This window comes from Streptomyces sp. SAS_272, from assembly GCF_052543235.1.
On the sequence record NZ_JBMNDR010000099.1, the window covers coordinates 1 to 18,248 of the forward strand.

At 72.6% G+C, this 18,248-nt stretch carries 12 protein-coding genes; 3 read left to right on the top strand and 9 right to left on the bottom strand.

The annotated features are described in order from the left end of the window. Window positions 1–93: 93 nt before the first annotated feature. Window positions 94–1,212, bottom strand: coding sequence for a glycerate kinase (locus ACN6LD_RS36225; protein WP_445045382.1), 1,119 nt, complete (start codon window positions 1,210–1,212; stop codon window positions 94–96). A 179-nt stretch (window positions 1,213–1,391) separates the two neighbouring features. Here ACN6LD_RS36225 and ACN6LD_RS36230 point away from each other — a divergent pair, with 179 nt between their 5' ends. Continuing rightward, window positions 1,392–1,892 (top strand): NUDIX domain-containing protein, encoded by a 501-nt coding sequence (locus ACN6LD_RS36230; protein ID WP_445045373.1) that lies wholly within the window; start codon window positions 1,392–1,394, stop codon window positions 1,890–1,892. 37 nt (window positions 1,893–1,929) lie between these two features. Here ACN6LD_RS36230 and ACN6LD_RS36235 read toward each other — a convergent pair whose 3' ends face one another. Continuing rightward, on the bottom strand, window positions 1,930–2,130 hold the full coding sequence (locus ACN6LD_RS36235) for a type II toxin-antitoxin system VapB family antitoxin (protein ID WP_319190386.1): 201 nt from the start codon (window positions 2,128–2,130) through the stop codon (window positions 1,930–1,932). An 82-nt stretch (window positions 2,131–2,212) separates the two neighbouring features. Between ACN6LD_RS36235 and ACN6LD_RS36240 the strand changes: the two genes are divergently transcribed. Then, complete coding sequence (locus ACN6LD_RS36240) at window positions 2,213–2,947, top strand: SIR2 family NAD-dependent protein deacylase (RefSeq protein ID WP_319190387.1); 735 nt, start codon at window positions 2,213–2,215, stop codon at window positions 2,945–2,947. Window positions 2,948–2,994: 47 nt separating this feature from the next. On the opposite strand, the gene ACN6LD_RS36245 is transcribed toward ACN6LD_RS36240, so the two are convergent. The 5 genes from ACN6LD_RS36245 to lpdA form a co-directional block, all read right to left on the bottom strand. After that, on the bottom strand, window positions 2,995–3,492 hold the full coding sequence (locus ACN6LD_RS36245; protein ID WP_319190389.1) for a methylated-DNA--[protein]-cysteine S-methyltransferase: 498 nt from the start codon (window positions 3,490–3,492) through the stop codon (window positions 2,995–2,997). A 9-nt stretch (window positions 3,493–3,501) separates the two neighbouring features. Next, window positions 3,502–4,992 (bottom strand): AlkA N-terminal domain-containing protein, encoded by a 1,491-nt coding sequence (locus ACN6LD_RS36250; RefSeq protein WP_445045374.1) that lies wholly within the window; start codon window positions 4,990–4,992, stop codon window positions 3,502–3,504. A 49-nt stretch (window positions 4,993–5,041) separates the two neighbouring features. Then, window positions 5,042–5,527 carry a DUF7144 family membrane protein gene (locus tag ACN6LD_RS36255; RefSeq protein WP_445045375.1) on the bottom strand — a complete coding sequence of 162 codons (486 nt, stop codon included), beginning with the start codon at window positions 5,525–5,527 and terminating at the stop codon, window positions 5,042–5,044. After that, entirely contained in the window at window positions 5,524–6,810 is a 1,287-nt protein-coding gene (locus ACN6LD_RS36260; RefSeq protein ID WP_319190395.1) for a hypothetical protein, read from the bottom strand. Before ACN6LD_RS36260 ends, ACN6LD_RS36255 begins: the two co-directional genes overlap by 4 nt. A 134-nt stretch (window positions 6,811–6,944) precedes the next feature. After that, window positions 6,945–8,357, bottom strand: a complete 1,413-nt coding sequence (lpdA, locus tag ACN6LD_RS36265; RefSeq protein WP_319190396.1) for a dihydrolipoyl dehydrogenase — start codon at window positions 8,355–8,357, stop codon at window positions 6,945–6,947. 84 nt (window positions 8,358–8,441) lie between these two features. Between lpdA and ACN6LD_RS36270 the strand changes: the two genes are divergently transcribed. Beyond that, window positions 8,442–8,768, top strand: a complete 327-nt coding sequence (locus ACN6LD_RS36270) for a DUF6980 family protein (RefSeq protein WP_445045376.1) — start codon at window positions 8,442–8,444, stop codon at window positions 8,766–8,768. A 365-nt stretch (window positions 8,769–9,133) separates the two neighbouring features. On the opposite strand, the gene ACN6LD_RS36275 is transcribed toward ACN6LD_RS36270, so the two are convergent. Then, on the bottom strand, window positions 9,134–13,081 hold the full coding sequence (locus ACN6LD_RS36275; protein ID WP_445045377.1) for a glycoside hydrolase family 2 TIM barrel-domain containing protein: 3,948 nt from the start codon (window positions 13,079–13,081) through the stop codon (window positions 9,134–9,136). A gap of 178 nt (window positions 13,082–13,259) precedes the next feature. Then, window positions 13,260–17,498, bottom strand: a complete 4,239-nt coding sequence (locus ACN6LD_RS36280; RefSeq protein WP_445045383.1) for a molybdopterin-dependent oxidoreductase — start codon at window positions 17,496–17,498, stop codon at window positions 13,260–13,262. Between the last annotated feature and the right edge of the window lie 750 nt (window positions 17,499–18,248).

Consider the following 18,248-nt stretch of genomic DNA (forward strand, 5'->3'; position numbering starts at 1 on the left):
GGTTCGGGCCCTTCGCCTTCTCTGCCGTTGCGCTCTGCCGTTGCTCTGCCGTTGCTCTGCCGCTGTGCTCTGCCGTTGCGCGTGCCTGGCCGGTCAGCTCAGGAAGTCGCGGCCGATCCGCTCGGCGACACGCTCCAGGATGGGCCCCGCGTCCGCGATGCACGTGGCGACGTCCGGCTCGACGTCGGTCAGCGGATACGCCCGGCGGATCCCGGCCCGTCCCAGCTCCGCCGGCGGCAGCGCGAGGCGGCCGCAGACGGCGACGACCTCCTTGCCGGCGGCCCGGGCGGCGGCGGCGACGCCCGCGGGCGCCTTGCCGTGCAGGGTCTGCTCGTCCAGCGAGCCCTCGCCGGTGATCACCAGCTCGGCCCGCTCGAGCGCCGACGCGAAGCCCAGCACGTCGAGCATGACCTCGATGCCCGCGCGGAAGCGGGCGCCGACCAGCAGCGCCCCGTAGCCGATGCCGCCCGCGGCGCCGGCGCCCGGCGCGTCGGCGTACTCGGCGGCCTGCGGCCCGACCGACGCCTCGAGCACGCGCGCGTAGTGCGTGAGCGCCGCGTCCAGCGACTCGACGTCGTCCGGCGAGGCGCCCTTCTGCGGCCCGTACACCGCCGGCGCGCCCTTGGGTCCGGTCAGCGGGTTGTCGACGTCGCTCGCCAGCACCAGTTCCACGGCGGCGAGGCGGGGGTCCAGCGCCGAGAGGTCCGCGCGGGCCAGTCGCGCGAGGCCGCCGCCGCCCGGCGCCACCGGCTCGCCGTCCTCGTCGAGGAACCGCGCGCCGAGCGCCGAGAGCATGCCCGCGCCGCCGTCCGTGGTCGCGCTGCCGCCGACGCCGAACACGATCGTCCGCACGCCCGCGTCGAGCGCGGCCCGCAGCAGCTCGCCCGAGCCGTACGTCGACGCCGTGAGCGGGGCGAGGACGCCGGCCAGGAGCCGTTGCAGCCCGCTCGCCTCCGCCATCTCCACCACCGCGGTGTCGCCGCGCACCGCGAACGCGGCCGTCACCTCCTGGCCGAGCGGCCCGGCGACCCGCACCTCGCGGCGGGCGAACCCGGCCGCGACCGCCGCCGCCACCGTCCCGTCGCCGCCGTCCGCCACGGGCAGGGCCTCCACCTCGACGTCCGGCACGGCCCGGCGCAGCCCGGCCGTCACCCGCTCGGCGACCTCCACGGCCGTCAGCGAGCCCTTGAACTTGTCCGCGGCCACGAGCACCCGTCGGGTGCCCTGCCGTGCAGCGTCCGCCACCTTGCGATCCCCTTGCTCTCCGGGCCCCGCGCACGTCAGGGCCAGTCGCGCCGTTGTGACCTTAACCGCAGCGGGCCCACGGCGTCATGCGGTGCCCGGCCCGTGGACCCGCTCCCGGCGCGGACGCGCCGCGTACCCTTTCCCGGATGACTGCTTCCAGCACGCCCGGCTTCGCCGCCTATGTCGCCTCCCTGCCCCGCGTCCTGGCCGGCGCGGCCGCGGTGTTCCGCGACGCGCAGGGGCGGGTCCTGCTCGTCGAGCCGAACTACCGGGCCGGCTGGGCCCTTCCGGGCGGCACGATCGAGTCCGACGAGGGCGAGAGCCCGCGGCAGGGGGCGCGGCGCGAGACGCTCGAGGAGATCGGGCTCGACCGGGAGCTCGGCCGGCTGCTCGCGGTGGACTGGGCGCTCGGGGCGGACCGCCCGCCGCTGGTGGCGTACGTGTACGACGGCGGGGTCCTCGGCGAGGACGACCTCGGGGCGATCCGGCTGCAGGAGTCGGAACTGCTGTCCTGGCGGCTGGTGGCGCGCGAGGAGCTCACCGACTATCTGCTGGGCGCACTGGGCCGCCGGGTGCTGGCCGCGCTGGACGCCCTGGCCGACGGCTCGGTGACGGCCGAGCTCGAGAACGGCCGTCCCGCGCACTGACCTCCGGCGGCGCCGCTCACGCCCTCGGCGGCGCCGCTCACCCCTCCACGTCGCGCTGCCGGCCGTCCACGTCCCGCAGTGCCTCCTCGCGGGCGGCGGTGCGGGCCTCCGTGCGGTGACCGCGTGCGATGTAATCGCGCACGACCAGCTCGACCGCGTCCTGGGGGCTGCCCACACCGGTGAGCACCATGACCTCGACGACGAGTTCGGCGTCGAGCGAGACGGATACCTTGGCCATGCCGGGAAGGTAGCACCGGGCACCCTGCCCCGTACGGGTAATACGCTCGCGACCCCCGAAGACCCGCCCTACGCTCGAACACATGAACAAGCCTCTTGTCGCCATCCTCAGCGGTGCGGGCATCTCGACCGATTCCGGCATCCCTGACTATCGCGGTCCGAACGGGCTGTGGCGGCGGGATCCGGAGGCGGAGAAGCTCGTCACCTACGAGTACTACATGGGCGTCCCGGAGATCCGGCGGCGCTCGTGGCAGATGCGGCGCACGAGCCAGGCGCTGAAGGCCCGGCCGAACGCCGCGCACCTGGCCGTCGCCGAGCTGGAGAAGTCCGGGGTCCCGGTGCGAGTGATCACCCAGAACGTGGACGGGCTCCACCAGCTCGCCGGTCTGCCCGGCCGCAAGGTCCTGGAGCTGCACGGCACCGCCCGCAGCGTCGTGTGCACGAGCTGTCGTGCCCGCGGGCCGATGGAGGACGCCCTCGCCCGTCTGGAGGCCGGCGAGGAGGACCCGCCCTGCCCGGAGTGCGGCGGGATCCTCAAGTCGGCGACCGTCATGTTCGGCGAGCGGCTCGACCCCGTCGTCCTCGGCCAGGCGCTCGCGATCAGCAAGGCCTGCTCCGTGTTCATCGCCGTCGGCACCAGCCTGCGCGTACAGCCCGCCGCCGGACTCGCCGGCGTCGCCGCCGACCACGGAGCCCGCCTGGTCATCGTCAACGCCGAGCCGACCCCGTACGACGAGCTCGCCGACGAAGTCGTCCGCGAGCCCATCGGCGCCGCCCTGCCTCGGCTCCTGCGCGACCTGGCGAAGGAGAGCGCGTAGGGCCCTTCCGGGCGGAGGGCCCTACCGGGCGGACCGTACGGCGCGCCCTAGAACAGGGTCCGGCCGGCCGCGGCGGCGCCGCTCTCGAACTCCAGCAGACGGCGTTTGCGATGCAGGCCGCCGCCGTAGCCGGTGAGGCCGCCGCCGGCGCCGATCACGCGGTGGCACGGCACGATGATGCCGATGGGGTTCCGGCCGTTGGCGAGGCCCACCGCGCGGGAGGCGCCCGGACTGCCGAGGGCTTCGGCGAGTTCGCCGTAGCTGCGGGTCCGGCCGTACGGGATCGCGCGCAGCCCGGCCCAGACGCTGCGCTGGAACGGGGTTCCGTGCAGGCGCAGTTCGAGGGTGAACTCCGTCAGCTCGCCGGCGAAATAGGCCGTCAGCTGCTCCTCGGCGGCCCCGAAGCGCGTGTCGTCCCGGGAGCCGAAGTCCTCCTCGGGCGGCCGGTGCCGCTGGTCAGTCATATAGAGGCCGCACAGGACTCCGTCGTCGGCGACGAGGGTGAGCGGGCCGTACGGACTGTCGATGATCGTGTGCTGCTTCACGGAACGTCCTTATACCGGAAGGAAGTTGATCGGGTGGCTGTCGGTCGCCCAGAGGTACTGGACGGCGTACGCGCGCCAGGGACGCCAGGCGGCCGCTCGCGCGGTGAGCGCCGCCGGGGTCGAGGGCAGGCCCAGCTCCTTCGCGGCGCGCCGGATTCCGAGGTCGGTGGGCAGGAAGGCGTCGGGGTCGCCCAGGGCGCGCATCGCGATGACGTCGGTGGTCCAGGGACCGAAGCCGGGCATCGCGAGGAGCCTTGCGCGGGCTTCGGGCCAGTCGCTCTCCGCGCCGAGGCGCAGGGTGCCGGCGGCGAGTTCCCGCACCAGGGTGGTGAAGGTGGTGCGGCGGGTGCGCGGCATGGCGAGGGATTCGGGATCGAGCTCGGCCAGGGCCTCGGGGGTCGGGAAGAGGTGGGTGAGGCCGCCTTGGGGATCGTCCACCGGGTCGCCGTGGGCGGTGACCAGGCGGGCCGCGTGGGTGCGGGCGGCCGCGGTGGACACCTGCTGGCCCAGGACGGCGCGGACGGCGAACTCCGCCTCGTCGACCGTGCGCGGCACCCGCCGGCCGGGCGCCTTGTCCACCAGAGGCGCGAGCCGCGGGTCGGCTCGCAGCTGGTCGTCGACGGCGACCGGGTCGGCGTCCAGGTCCAGCATCCGCCGGCAGCGGCTGATGGCCACGGTGAGATCGCGCAGGTCGCTGAGGGTGAGACGGCAGCCGATGTGATCGGGGTTCGGGGTGAGCGCCACGACGCCGTGCCCGTACGGCAGCCGCAGCGTGCGCCGGAAGGCGCCGTCCCGCCACTCCTCCACACCGGGGACGCCGGTCGCGGCGAGATGCCCGAACAGGTTGTCGGGGTTGAGGGGGGCGCGGAAGGGGAGGCGCAGGGCGAGCGTTCCGGGCGCCGCCGGACGGGCCGGGACGTCCTTGCGCGGGACGCGGGCGCGCAGTTCGCTCGGAGCGAGGGCGAAGACCTCGCGCACGGTGTCGTTGAAGGTCCGCACGGAGGCGAAGCCGGCGGCGAACGCGACGTCCGCCATGGGGAGTCCGGTGGTCTCGATGAGGAGGCGGGCGGTCTGGGCGCGCTGGGCGCGGGCCAACGCGAGCGGTCCCGCGCCGAGTTCGCCGATGAGTTGACGCTCGATCTGGCGGGTGCTGTATCCCAGCCGGGCGGCGAGTCCGGGAACGCCCTCGCGGTCGATGACGCCGTCCGCGATCAGCCGCATGGTCCGCGCGACCAGGTCGGCCCGCCGGTTCCACTCCGGGGAGCCTGGGCTGGTGTCGGGCCGGCAGCGCTTGCAGGCGCGGAAGCCGGCCTGCTGGCAGGCGGCGGCGCTCGGCCGGAACACCATGTTCTCCGGCTTCGGCGGTACCGCCGGGCAGCTCGGCCGGCAGTAGATTCCGGTGGTCAGGACCGCCGTGAAGAACCAGCCGTCGAAGCGCGCGTCCTTGGACCGGACGGCGCGCACACAGCGTTCGCGGTCGGTGTGCATCCCGTTCTGCATGGGTCCAGCATCGTCCGGGGAGCGCGCCGGCGCTGGCGAGAATCCGACATCAACGTCGTGTGGCCTGGGCCGTGCCACGCTCCTGCCAGGAGACCAGCGACCAGATCACGAAGGCGTCGATCGCCATGACGACGACCGACCAGAGCGGCTCGTACGGCAGGAACAGGAACTGCAGGACCAGGCTCAGCGCGGCGAGGAAGGCGCCGGTGAAGCGGGCCCACGCCATCCCTCTGAGCAGAGCCGCGCCGGTCACGGCGGCGAGGGCGCCGAGCACGAGGTGGATCCAGCCCCAGCCGGTGAGGCTGAGCTCGTAGACGTAGGAGCCGATACGGGCGTAGACGTCGTCCTCGGCGACGGCCGCGATGCCCTGGAGGACGGCGAGCACGCCGCCGCAGAGCATCAGGACGCCGGCGAAGACGATGCCGTCGCCGAGCCGTCCGTGGCCCGGGTCGGGCGGGCGCGACCCGCCGCGCGGCGCGGACCAGGCGGTGCCGATCTCGCCGTGCCGGTCGCCGGCCGGGGGGTGCGCGCTCATGCGGGGAGGTCCTTTCCGCGGGGCCGGACGGCCAGGAAGTCGACGATCGCGAGCGCGAAGAGCAGGGCGAGGGCCAGTCCGACGACGACCCAGCCCGTCGGGTAGGGCCACAGGAGGAAGGCCAGGACGGCTCCCGCGGCCAGGATCCACGTGATCCAGGTGCGGTAGCGGTCCACGAACGGCCCGACGGGGCCGGTGCGCAGTCCGGCGTGGTCGGCGGTCGTGCGCACGGCGCCGATGCCCGAGTGCCACAGCCGCCGCAGCAGAGCGGCGTGCCGGCCGGGCCCGGTCAGCCAGGCGGCGAGGGCGACCACCACGCCGAGGGCGACCACCGACCGCACGGAGGTGCGCAGGAAGCGGACGAGCGTGTCGTACACGGACCCGGCGGCCGGCTGGGAGACGCCGGCCGGCAGGGCGTCCAGGTAGACGACCCGGAAGACGGTCAGCGCGACGCCCAGGAGGAGCGTGGCGAAGGCGAAGCAGAGCGCGGCGACGATCAGGACGCGGCGGCGGTGCGTCGCCAGCAGGACGCCGGCCGCGACCAGCAGGACCGCGACGACGGGCAGCCAGAAGCCCACCAGTTGCAGCACCCGGAAATAGGTCTTGACCTTGCCGATGTCCTCGGACCTGACGAGGGTGAAGTCGGTGTGGATCTCCGGGATCTTCCCCACGACCGTCATGCCGGAGTCGACGAGACGTTGCTTGACCTGGTCGACGACCGGCGCGAGGTCGAGTGTCACCGTGTCGTTCTCGATCTTCACCGCGCCGCCGCCGCTGCCTGTGAGCGCCTTCTCGACGGAGCTGTGGATCCTGCGGTTGGCGTCGGTCCAGATCGTCTGGAAGGCGTCGGAGGCGACGATCGCCTGCGCCTTGTCGTGCACGAAGCTGCGGACGGCGTCCTCCAGCGAGGGGCCAAGCCTGCCGAGGGCCTTCTCCAGCAGGGGCCGCTGGGCGGGGGCGGCATCCTGGAGGAGCGCGGTGATGTCGATGTGCTCCATCAGCGCGTTCGTGACGCGGTTGGCGGCCGCGTTCTGGACGTCCTTGTCGGCGGCCAGCGGGCGCACCGTGTCGACGTAGCGGTCGGTGTCGCCCACGATGCTGGACGTCCACGCCGCCACCAGGCCCAGCGGGGCCAGGACGCAGCCGAGGACGATGAAGACGACCGCGAACACCGAGCGGACCCGGTGGTGGGCGGGCGGACGGCTGCGCTCCGCCTCCAGAGCAGCGACGCGGGCCCGGAGCGTCTCCAGCTCCGCGTCGGCGGGAACACCGCTCTCCGGCATGCCGCACTCCCTCGCCGTCGGCGTCGACCGGACCCGGGCGGGTCCGGTCGATGCCAGCACATCCCGGCCGGGCGACGGCGGCGAGCGCGGCCGGTCCGTCCGGGTGAACCACCCCGCCGCCCGGCTCGCGCCGACTACATGTTGATCATGTGTCCGGCCAGGCCGTGCACTGCCTCCTTGACGGCCTCGCCCAGCGTCGGGTGGGCGTGGACGTTGCGGGCCACCTCGTGGACGGTGAGGTCCCACTGCTGGGCCAGCGTCAGCTCGGGCAGGAGCTCGGTGACGTCGGGGCCGATGAGGTGGCCGCCGAGCAGCTCGCCGTACTTGGCGTCGCTGATCAGCTTCACGAAGCCGGTCACGTCGCCGAGACCGTGCGCCTTGCCGTTCGCGGTGAACGGGAACTTCGCCACCTTGACGTCGTGGCCCCGCTCCCTGGCCTGGGCCTCGGTGTACCCGAAGCTGGCGATCTGCGGCTGGCAGTAGGTGGCGCGCGGGATCATGGCGTAGTCGAGTTCCATGGTCTCCGCGCCGGCGAGGGTCTCGGCGGCGACGACGCCCATCGCCTCGGCGGTGTGCGCGAGCATGAGCTTCGCGGTGACGTCGCCGATGGCGTAGATGTGCGGGACGGAGGTGCGGCAGCGTCCGTCGACGTCGATCGCGCCGCGCTCGGTGACCGCTACCCCGGTGTTCTCCAGGCCGAAGCCGGTGACGTTCGGGGCGAAGCCGATCGCCTGGAGGACCTTGTCGGCCTCGAGCACCTGCTGGGCGCCGTCCTTGCCGGTGACGGTGACCCGCACCCGCGGACCGGACTCGTCGATGGACTCGACGCGCGTCGACGTGAGCACGTCGATGCCCAGCTTGCGGTACTGGCGGGCGAGTTCGGCGGAGACCTCTGCGTCCTCCAGCGGCGCCATACGGTCCAGGAACTCGACGATCGTGACCTTCACGCCGTAGTTGTGCAGGACGTACGCGAACTCGATGCCGATCGCACCGGCGCCGGCGATCACGATGGACTGCGGGAGGTCGTCGGCGAGGATCTGCTCCTCGTACGTCACCACGCGGGCGGTGCGCCTGGTGCCGGGGAGCAGTCTGGGGGTGGCTCCGGTGGCGATGATGCACGTGTCGAAACCGATGGTGCGGGTTGCCCCGTCGTCACCGGTCACCGTGAGGGTGTGGTCGTCCACGAACGTGCCGCGGCCGTCGAACTCGGTGATCTTGTTCTTCTTCATCAGGTAGTGGACGCCCTTGACCCGGCCGTCGGCGACCTTGCGGCTGCGGCGGAAGGCCTCGCCGTAGTCGAAGGAGACCTGTCCGTCGACCTTGATGCCGAAGGTCTTCGCCTCGCGGGTGAAGATGTGGGCGAGTTCGGCGTTGCGCAGGAGAGCCTTGGTGGGGATGCAGCCCACGTTGAGACAGACGCCGCCCCAGTACTTCTCCTCGACTACGGCGACGCGCTTGCCCAGTTGGGCGGCGCGGACCGCGGCGACGTAGCCGCCGGGGCCGGCGCCGAGGACCACGACGTCGAAGCGTTCGTCCTGCTCGGCCATGGGGGTTTCCTTTTCGGTGGAATGCGTGACGGGTGATGCGTCGTTCCCGTCCGATTCTTCCGTGTCGCCGGGGAGAATGTCTGAGTGATCGAACACTGTTGTGACGCGATGAACAGACAGGTGCACCGGCGGTGCGATGTGCACCCCGACCCCTTCGCGTGTCCGGACGCGCTGGTGCGGTTCGCGCCCAAGTTCCGGGAGTACGGGCTGATCGTCCATGACGGGGGCACCGCGACCATCGGGATCGCTCACTGCCCGTGGTGCGGAACGGAGCTGCCGGCATCGCAGCGGGACCGGTGGTTCGACGAGCTGGAGGCTCGGGGGATCGACCCGTGGGAGGACGAGGTTCCTCCGGAGTTCGAGGACGAGCGGTGGCTGCGGGCGGACGGCGACGGCTCCGCAATCGCGTGAACGTGCGCGGCGGCTCTGCGATCGCGTGAGCGTGCGCGGCGGCACCGCGATCGCGTGAACGTGCCGGTGGGCTCGGCCACCCGGCCGATGCGCGGTAACCGTGCCCACACTGCTGGTCCGTCCGTTGCCGGCGGTTCGGCGCTTGCCGGTGTTTCCGGCCGTCGCCGCTGTTACCGACCGTCGCGGGCGTTACCGGCACTTGCCGGTGTTTCCGATTCGTGCCGGTGTTTCCAACCCTTGCCGGTGTTTCCAACCCTTGCCGGTGTTACCGGCACTTGCCGGTGTTACCGACCCGTGCCGGCGTTACCGAGCCTTGCCGGTGTTACCGACCCGTGCCGGAGTGCCGGTGTTGCTGAAACCGATTGCTACGACGTTGCCGTGGGCCGTCGCGTGGCCTTCGTCGCCTGGGTGACGTCCGTCAGCGGCCGCAGCCGGTAGGTGTACGCGTAGTCGCGGTCGGCGAACAGCTTGTACTCGTCGTGGGTGTGCGCGCCCCAGCTGTTGTCCCCTCCGACGCCCATCTGCCGGTGCGCCAGGCGCAGGACGACCTCCTTGCGCGGGGTGAGCTGGTAGTCGTGCCGAGCCCCGACCGACAGGTCCTCCGGGGTGAAGTGCGAGGCGTTGACCTCCAGGAGCGGCTCGCCGGAGACCAGCAGGCCGTTGCCGTCGTCGTCGGTGAGGGCGACCCAGCGGACGTCCGTCTTGTTTCCGTTCTCCTGCGGTCGCAGATAGGAGGTCCACTGCCCGGTGACGGTGCCGGAGTACAGCCCGACGTCGGTGGCGTCGTTGCGGTCCCAGTGGTTCTCCTCGGGACCGCGTCCGTAGTAGTGCAGATTCTCCAGGCCGGCGGGGAGCAGGAGCAGGGTGCCGACCTCGGGGATGTAGGGCAGCGAGGCCGCGCCCGGGTGCAGGGTGTTGTCGACCTTGATCTCGCCGTTTCCGAAAACGGTGTAGGTGGTGGTGTACGTGGACTCCGTCGTGGTGGGCAGCGTCCCGGCGACCTTGATCTCGACGGCGCGGTCGCGCAGCGCCCGCACGCTCACACCGGTCACCCGGCGACGGGCGCCGGCGTCGCGCCAGGTCTGGTTGCGGGTGTGCTGTCCGTTGCCGCGGTCGTTGTCGGTGGGCGCCCGCCAGAAGTTGGGGGCCGGGCCCGAGGTCAGCAGCCGGACGCCGCCGGCCCGGTAGGAGCTGATCAGGCCGGTCTTCTTGTCGACGGCGACCGAGAAGCCCCGGCCCGTGACGGTGACCGACGCCGCGCCGTCCTGATGGGCGAGTGCCGGGACGGAGCCCAGCGGCACGGGGGTGACCGCGGGGCTGCCCGCGTCCACGGCGATCTGCACGCGGGCCGCCTCGAATCCGGCCTTCGCCCACTTCGTGCTCTTGCTGGTGGTGAACGACAGCTGCAGGAAGTACTCCGCGCCCGCCGCCGGCCGGGCCGGCAGCCGGAACGGCACGGTGATCTCCTTGCTCGACAGCGGCGCCACGTCCAGCTGGGCGCGGCTCAGCCTTCCGTGCTGCACCACCTTGCCGTCCGCCACCAGCTCCCACCGTCCGTCGTACTCACGCAGGTCCGTGAAGAGGTTCTCGTTGGTGAGGGTGAGCGCCGCGCCCGGGGCGAGCCGGGCGCCGGTGGCGGGGACCGCGCCGATCGCCTGGTAGATCCGCTTGACCTCGGCGGACTTGCCGGTGAGCCCGCGGTCGGCGGTGACGATCCCGTCGCCGGAGAACGCGCCGTCGTTGGGGTTGTCGCCCCAGTCGCCGCCGTACGCGTAGAACGTCCTGCGGCGGGGCCGCTTCTCGTCGAGGACGACGGTGGCGGCGTCGAACCAGAAGCGCACCCCGTCGTCGCCGGGCCCGCGGCTCTCGGAGGCCAGCTCGGCCGCGCTCAGCGCCCGGGCGTACACCCGGGCCCGCCGTACGGTGCCGCTGAACTCCCGTGTGGGGTTGTCGACGTCGGTGGCCAGGGCCAGCGGCGCGGTGTTGACGGCGGGGCGCACCGAGGTGGTCCGGGTGGCTCGGACCGAGCCGTCGACGTACAGCGTCAGGGTGCCCGCCGCCGCGTCGAAGACGCCCGCGACGTGGTGTTCGGCACCCGTCCAGCCGGGCGGCAGCGCCCAGCTCACGGCGGCCCACTGCCCGCTGCCGTAGATGAAGAACTCCAGCGTCCTGTCGGTCTGTTTCAGCGCGTAGTGGGTGTCGCCCTTGGCGAGGATCGGCTGGTGGTAACCGGTCACATGCGGCGTTGCCCAGGCCTCCAGGGTGAGTGAGCCGGTGAGGTCGAGCCCTGCGTCGCGGGCGAAGACGGTGCCGCCGAAGACGCCCTTGTCGCGGCTGAATCCGCCGCTGGGGGCGATGACCTCACCGCGCAGCGCGGCGGGTCCGGCCTCGGTGAGCAACTTGCGTGCGGGGGTGGGCCAGTCGAGGGCCTGGTCGACGAAGTCCCAGATCCAGCCGCCCTGCAGCACGTCGTGGCGGCGCACCAGGTCCCAGTACTTCTTGAAGTTCCCGCTGGAGTTGCCCATCGCGTGGGAGTACTCGATCATCACGTACGGCCGGGTGTCGGCGGTGTCCTTCGCCCTCGCCTCGACGCGGGAGGGGCTGTCGTACATCTCGGAGCGGATGTCGCTGATCCCCGGCCGGTCGTCGCCCTCGTACTGGATGACGCGCGTGGTGTCGTACGAGCGGATCCAGTCGTGCATGGCGTTGAACGTGGTGCCGCCGCCGGCCTCGTTGCCGAGCGACCAGATGACGACCGAGGCGTGGTTCTTGTCGCGGTGGACCATGTTCTGCGCGCGGGCGACGCAGGCCGTCGTCCACTCGGCGTGGTCGCCGGGGTACTGGCCGCGGATGCCGTGGGTCTCGAGGTTGGTCTCGTCGACGAGGTACAGGCCGTACTCGTCGGCGAGTTCGAGCCACTGCGGGTTGTTGGGGTAGTGCGAGGTGCGGACGCTGTTGATGTTCAGCCGTTTGATGATCCCGATGTCCTCGACCATGTCGGCGCGGGTGAGCGCCGAGCCGTGCCGGGGGTGCATCTCGTGCCGGTTGGTGCCCCGGAACGAGACGGGCCGGCCGTTGATGCGCATCAGGCCGTCCCGGAGCGCGAACTCACGGAAGCCGACGCGGTGGGAAAGGGTTTCGATCACCTTTCCGGCCGGGTCCCGCAGGCGGAGCACGGCGGTGTAGAGGTTCGGCTGTTCGGCCGACCACAGGCGCGGCGCGGGCACGGCCTTCGCGGCCCGTACGGTGCTCTCCTCCCCGGCGGCGAGGGCGACCGCCTGGACCAGCGGTCTGGGCCACACCGGGTGGCCCTTCGCGTCGTACAGCTGCGTCTCGACGGCGTACCGGCCGGCGCCCTCGCCGCCGTAGTCCCGCACGCTCGCGGTGACCGACAGCTCGGCCGCCCGGTAGTCGTCGCTCAGCGGGGTGTCCAGCCGGAAGTCGCGCAGATGGACGGCGGGCGTGGAGTAGAGGTAGACCGAGCGGAAGATCCCGCTCAGCCGGATCATGTCCTGGTCCTCCAGCCAGTCGCCGTCGGAGTAGCGGTAGACCTCCACGGCGATCTGGTTGACGCCCTCCTCGAGGTGCGCGGTGATGTCGTACTCGGCCGGGTCGTAGGAGTCCTCGTGGTAGCCGACGAGCGCTCCGTTGATCCACACGTAGTGGGCGGACTTGACGCCCTCGAAGTGGAGGAAGGTCCGGCGTCCGGACCAGCCGCGCGGGACCGTGAAGGTGCGGCGGTACTGGCCGACGGGGTTGTAGCGGGTGGGCGCGGCGGGCGGCTGCGCCTCCTCGCCCAGGCCGTTGGGGCCCCACCAGGGGTAGGTGATGTTGATGTAGATCGGGCGGTCGTAGCCGTGCAGCTGCCAGGCGGAGGGCACGGGAAGGGTGTCCCAGCCCCGGTCGTCCAGGTCGGTCCGGTGGAAGTCGGCGTCGCGGTCGTCGGGGCGTTCGGCATGGGCGAACTTCCAGACGCCGTCGAGACTCAGCCGGTACGGCGAGCGCGTACGGTCGGCCGCCAGGGCCTGGGTGAGGTCCGCGTACGGCATCAGGGTGGTGTGCGGGGCCTCGACGCCCAGCCGGAAGACGTCGATGCGGCCGTTCCATTCGGGGGCGCCGTCGGCCGCTCCCGCCCCGTCGGACGCCACGGCCGCGCGGGCGGCGGTGGGCCCGGACAGGGCGAGCGCGCCGAGAACGGCGGCCGACCCCTCGAGCAGCCGGCGACGGCTGACGGCCGTCCGCGGGCGGTGGTCCGGCTCCGCCCGGTGGGGGCGGTCCGGCCGGTCCATGGGTGACACGTGCGGGTGCGACATGACCACGACCTTCCTCGGGGCGATCCGTGCGGCTGTGCACGGACCGAGGTGTGTCAGATCGTGTCCAATCCTGTTGATAAAACGAACATAGGCGCGCCGCGATGGCCGAATTTCAACTCTCTTCGGCGCAACGTCACTTGGTGCACGCGCGGCACTCGCGCTCTTCTGGTGACTTGCGTCAATAGACGTCGCGCACGTACCGCTTGTCGGTGGCGAGCTGTTTCACATAGGCCGCCGCCTCCGGCTCGCTCAGGCCGCCGTGCACGACCGCGACGTCGCGCAGCGCCTGGTCGACGTCCTTGGCCATCCGGGAGGCGTCGCCGCAGACGTAGAAGTGCGCGCCGTCCCGGAGCCAGGACCACAGGTGGGAGCCGTGCTCGCGGATCCGGTCCTGGACGTAGACCTTGGCCCGCTGGTCGCGGGAGAAAGCGGTGTCCAGGCGGGTGAGGACGCCGTCGGCCCGCAGCGCGGTCAGCTCCTCCTCGTAGTAGAAGTCCGTCGCCCGGTGCTGCTCGCCGAAGAAGAGCCAGTTGGGCGCCCGGTGGCCGCGCGCCCGGCGCTCTTCGAGGAATCCGACGAACGGCGCCACGCCCGTGCCCGGACCGACCATCACCATCGGCGTCGAGGCGTCCGCGGGCGGCCGGAAGTGCGGCGAGCGCTGCACGTGGACCGGGACCTCCGCGTCGGGTGCGGCGTCGGCGAGGAAGGGCGAGCAGACGCCCTGCCGGGGACGGCCGGCCAGGTTCTCGTAGCGCACGACGGAGACGGTGAGCGAGACGAGGTGGGGGTCGGTCAGCGGGCTGGACGAGATGGAGTACAGGCGCGGTTGCAGCCGCCCCAGGACGTCCGTCCACTCCTGGGCGCCGGCACGGACGCCGGACTCGGCCGCCAGGTCGACGGCCTGCCGGCCCCAGGACCACTTCGCCAGCTCGTCCTTGTTGTCCGGGCGCAGCAGTTTGCGCAGCTCGCGCGGGTCGCGGGTGCGGTCGGCCGTGAAGCGCAGCAGGGCCGGGGTGATCCGGGTGATGTCGAGGTGGCGCAGCAGGGCCTCGCCGAGCGCCGTCTCCCCCACCCCGTTCACCTGCACGCGCGCGTGCGCGTCGAGTCCGGTGACGGCCAGCCACTCCGCCACCAGGTCCGGGGAGTTGAGCGGCCGGACGCCGAGCGCGTCGCCGGCCTCGTAGACGAGCGGGGCCTCGCTGTCGCGCGTGTCGAAGGTGAAGCGCCGGACCTCCTTGCCGGAACCGGGCAGGCTCAGCAACCGGTTGCCGGTGAGCCGGGCGGTGACGGGTGCGGGACGCCTGGAGCGGGCGGGCGCGGCGGACGGGGACGCGACGACGGACGGGGACGCGGGCCCCGCGGTGACGGCGGTGACGGCGGTGACAGCGGGGGCGGCGTCCGGCGCACCCGTGTCGGCGGGGAAGGGCGCGGGGGCGGGAGCCGGCGCGCGTCCCGCGTCGGAGGGCGCGGGCTGGAGTTGCGTCGCGTCCTTGAGGGCGGTGAGCACCTGGTCCAGCCAGAGCTCCGCGTCCGTCTCGTAGTCCGGTTCGCAGTCGGCGCGCGGGGTCAGCCGGACCGCGCCGAGTTCGTCCATACGACGGTCCAGGCGCCGGCCGTGCCCGCAGAAGTCGTCGTAGGAGGAGTCCCCGAAGGCGAGGACGGCGTACCGGCGGCCCTCCAGGCGCCCGGTGTCCAGCGCGTCCAGGCCGTCCCAGAAGCCGGCGCCGTTGTCGGGCGCGTCGCCGTCGCCGAAGGTGCTGGTGATCAGCAGCAGGTCGGCGTCGGAGGGCAGGGCGGCGGGGTCGGCCTCGTCCATGGCGACCAGGGCTGCCGGGTGACCGCCGGCGGAGAGCCGCGCGGCGGTGGCGGTGGCGAAGTCCTCGGCGGTGCCCGTCTGGGAGGCCCACAGGATCACGACCCGTCGCGCCGGGTCCGCCGGCGGGGCCGGGGCGGCCGGTACGGCGGTGGTGCGGGAGTACATGCCCGCGAGGGTGCCGTTGACCCACAGCGCGTGTTCGGGGCTGAAGGGGGCGTCCGGCGGCAGGACCGGCACACCCGGGGCGCCGGCCGGGATGCCGGCGAGGAAACCGACCAGGTAGCGCCTTTCGTGTTCGGTCAGCACGGGCGGCGGTGCGGGGTCGAGACCGAAGACGGCGGCCGCGGCGGGCTGGACCGCGGTGGGGACGAGGGCGGCGGGGACGAGGGCGGCGGGAGGGTTCGCCGGTACGCCGGGCACGGAGGCCGCGCCGAAGGCCGGGGGTGCGGCGGGAACGAGAGCGGCGGATTCCGCTGCCCGCGCGGCCGGGGCCCCGGTCGCCGGAGAAAGCACGGTGACCGGTGTCGAGACCTTCGTCAGCGAGACCGCGCACACCTTGAGCTCGGGCTGGAAGGACAGCGGGTCGACGGCGTCACTGGTGACCGCGTTGACGCTGAGGTATTCGCCGAACAGGTCGTTCCAGTGGAACGGGGCGAAACAGGATCCGGGCAGCACCCGGTCGGTGACGACGGCCGGCAGCACCGCCCGGCCGCGCCGTGAGGCGACCTCCACGGAGTCGCCGTCGGCGAGCCCGAGCGCGGCCGCGTCCTCGGGGTGCACCTCGACGAACGGGCCGGGGTCGAGCTTGTTGAGCTTGGCCACCTTGGCGGTCTTCGTCAGGGTGTGCCACTGGTGCTGCAGACGGCCGGTGTTGAGGACGAACGGGTAGTCGTCGTCGGGCATCTCGGCGGGCGGGACGTGCGGGCGCGGATGGAAGACGGCACGGCCGGAAGCCGTGGGGAAGGTGAGCGTGCCGTCGTCGTTCACGTACCGGATCGGGTTGCGGTCGGAGCCGTCGACGGCGCCGGCGGGCCACTGGACCGGGGCGGCGCGCAGCCGCTCGTACGTCACTCCACGCAGGTCGTAACCGGTTACCGGGTTGTACGCCTTCTTGATCTCCTCGAAGACCTCCTCGGCGCTGACGTACGAGAAACCGCTCTCGTAACCCATGGCACGGGCGACGGCCGCGATGAGCCGCCAGTCGGCCGTCGCCTCACCGGGCGGGTCAGCGGCGGGACGGGCGAGGGTGAGATTGCGCTCGCTGTTGATGAGCACGCCCTCGGTCTCGGTCCACAGGGCGCCGGGGAGGACGACGTCAGCGTACGCGTTGGTCTCGGTGTCGGCGAAGACGTCCTGCGCGACGACGAACTCGGCCGCCTCCAGACCCTCGATGACCGTCTTGCGGTTGGCCACGGAGGCGACGGGGTTGGTGCAGATGATCCAGCAGGCCTTGATCTCGCCGTCGGCCATCTTCCGGAACATCTCCACGGTGCCCTTGCCGACGCCGTCCGCCCTGACCGTGCCCGCCGGCAGGCCCCACAGCTCTTCGGCGAAGGCCCGGTCGGCGTCGACGAGGACGGAGCGCTGGCCGGGCAGCCCCGGCCCCATGTACCCCATCTCGCGCCCGCCCATGGCGTTGGGCTGGCCGGTGAGGGAGAAGGGGCCGCTGCCCGGGCGGCAGATCGCGCCGGTGGCGAGGTGGAGGTTGATGAGCGCGTTGGTGTTCCAGGTCCCGTGCGTGGACTGGTTGAGTCCCATGGTCCAGCAGCTGGTCCACTCCCCCGCCTCGCCGATCGTGCGGGCCGCCTCGCGCAGGTCGGCCTCCGGGATGCCGGTGATCCGCGCGACGGTCGCGGGCGGGTAGTCGGCGAGGAACTGGTCCATCGCCTCCCAGCCCTCGGTGAACGCGGCGACGAACTCCGGGTCGGTGTGGCCGTTCTCGTGCAGGAGGTGCAGCAGTCCGTTGAGGAGGGCGAGGTCGGTGCCCGGCCTGACCTGGAGGAACAGGTCGGCCTTCGCTGCGGTGGCGGTGCGCCGCGGGTCGACGACGATCAGTTTCGCACCCGCTTTCACCCGTTCCATCATCCGCAGGAAGAGGATGGGGTGGCAGTCGGCCATGTTGGAGCCGATGACGAGGAAGACGTCCGCGCGGTCGAGGTCGTCGTAGGAGCCGGGCGGGCCGTCGGCGCCCAGAGACAGCTTGTAACCGGTTCCGGCGCTTGCCATGCACAGCCGGGAGTTGGACTCGATCTGGTTGGTCCGCAGGAAACCCTTGGCAAGCTTGTTGGCGAGGTACTGCGCCTCGAGGCTCATCTGGCCGGACACGTAGAGGGCGACCGCGTCGGGGCCGTGCTCGTCGACGACGGCCCGCAGCCGTCGTGCCGTCTCGGCGACCGCCGCGTCCACGGGGGCGGGCTCCGGCTCCTCGCCGCGGTCCTGGCGGACGAGGGCGGTGGTGAGCCGGCCGGGCGCAGCGAGCATGTCGGCGGTGGTCGCGCCCTTGGTGCACAGCCGTCCGGAGTTCGCCGGGTGCTGCTTGTCGCCGGAGGCCTTCAGCACCGTACGACGTCCGTCCGGCCCGAAGCCGATGTCGAGGACCATGCCGCAGCCGACGCCGCAGTACGAGCAGACCGTGCGCACCTTCGTCTCGGTCGCGCTGTCGGTCCGCGGGTCCGGCACGGCCACGGGCGCCCCCTTCCTTGTGACGATCGGCCTGGCGAGAGCCTCTCCAAGCCTCTGCGACGGTACGAACCGCGCATTACGCAGGTGTCTCCCGGACCGGCCACCGGGAGTTAAGCCCGGCGCACAGCGCAGGGCGGACGGATGTGAGCGGACGGCGGACGCCCGACGGCGGACGGGTCGTGAGCATAAGGCGCACGAGACACGAGGGCACGGGAGCGCGAGCGAACGGAAGCGCGAGGAGCGGCGGACCAAGGCGAGCGGACAGCGGACGGGAGCGCGAGCGAACGGAAGCGCGAGGAGCGGCGGACCATGGCGAGTGGACGGCGGACGGAGGCGCGAGCGGTCGGCGGACGGAGGCGCGAGCGGTCGGTAGCGCGACGTACGGCGGACCAAGGCGAGTGGACGGCGGACGGAGGTGCGAGCGGACGGCGGACGGGGGCGCGAGCGGTCGGTAGCGCGACGTACGGCGGACCAAGGCGAGCGGACAGCGGACGGAGGTGCGAGCGGACGGCGGACGGGGGCGCGAGCGGTCGGTAGCGCGACGTACGGCGGACCAAGGCGAGCGGACAGCGGACGGGAGCGCGAGCGGGCCGACGGACGGAGGCGCGAGCGGACGGGGCGTAGGGGGACGGGGGTGTAAGGGGTAACCGAGGCAGACGGGTGGGCGCG

Excerpts from the sequence above, each read along its gene's own strand:
- ACN6LD_RS36240 (WP_319190387.1), top strand. The coding sequence starts at position 2,213 with ATGAACAAGCCTCTTGTCGCCATCCTCAGCGGTGCGGGCATCTCGACC.
- lpdA (WP_319190396.1), bottom strand. The coding sequence starts at position 8,357 with ATGGCCGAGCAGGACGAACGCTTCGACGTCGTGGTCCTCGGCGCCGGC.
- ACN6LD_RS36260 (WP_319190395.1), bottom strand. The coding sequence starts at position 6,810 with ATGCCGGAGAGCGGTGTTCCCGCCGACGCGGAGCTGGAGACGCTCCGG.
- ACN6LD_RS36250 (WP_445045374.1), bottom strand. The coding sequence starts at position 4,992 with ATGCAGAACGGGATGCACACCGACCGCGAACGCTGTGTGCGCGCCGTC.
- ACN6LD_RS36280 (WP_445045383.1), bottom strand. The coding sequence starts at position 17,498 with ATGGTCCTCGACATCGGCTTCGGGCCGGACGGACGTCGTACGGTGCTG.
- ACN6LD_RS36255 (WP_445045375.1), bottom strand. The coding sequence starts at position 5,527 with ATGAGCGCGCACCCCCCGGCCGGCGACCGGCACGGCGAGATCGGCACC.
- ACN6LD_RS36230 (WP_445045373.1), top strand. The coding sequence starts at position 1,392 with ATGACTGCTTCCAGCACGCCCGGCTTCGCCGCCTATGTCGCCTCCCTG.
- ACN6LD_RS36235 (WP_319190386.1), bottom strand. The coding sequence starts at position 2,130 with ATGGCCAAGGTATCCGTCTCGCTCGACGCCGAACTCGTCGTCGAGGTC.
- ACN6LD_RS36275 (WP_445045377.1), bottom strand. The coding sequence starts at position 13,081 with ATGTCGCACCCGCACGTGTCACCCATGGACCGGCCGGACCGCCCCCAC.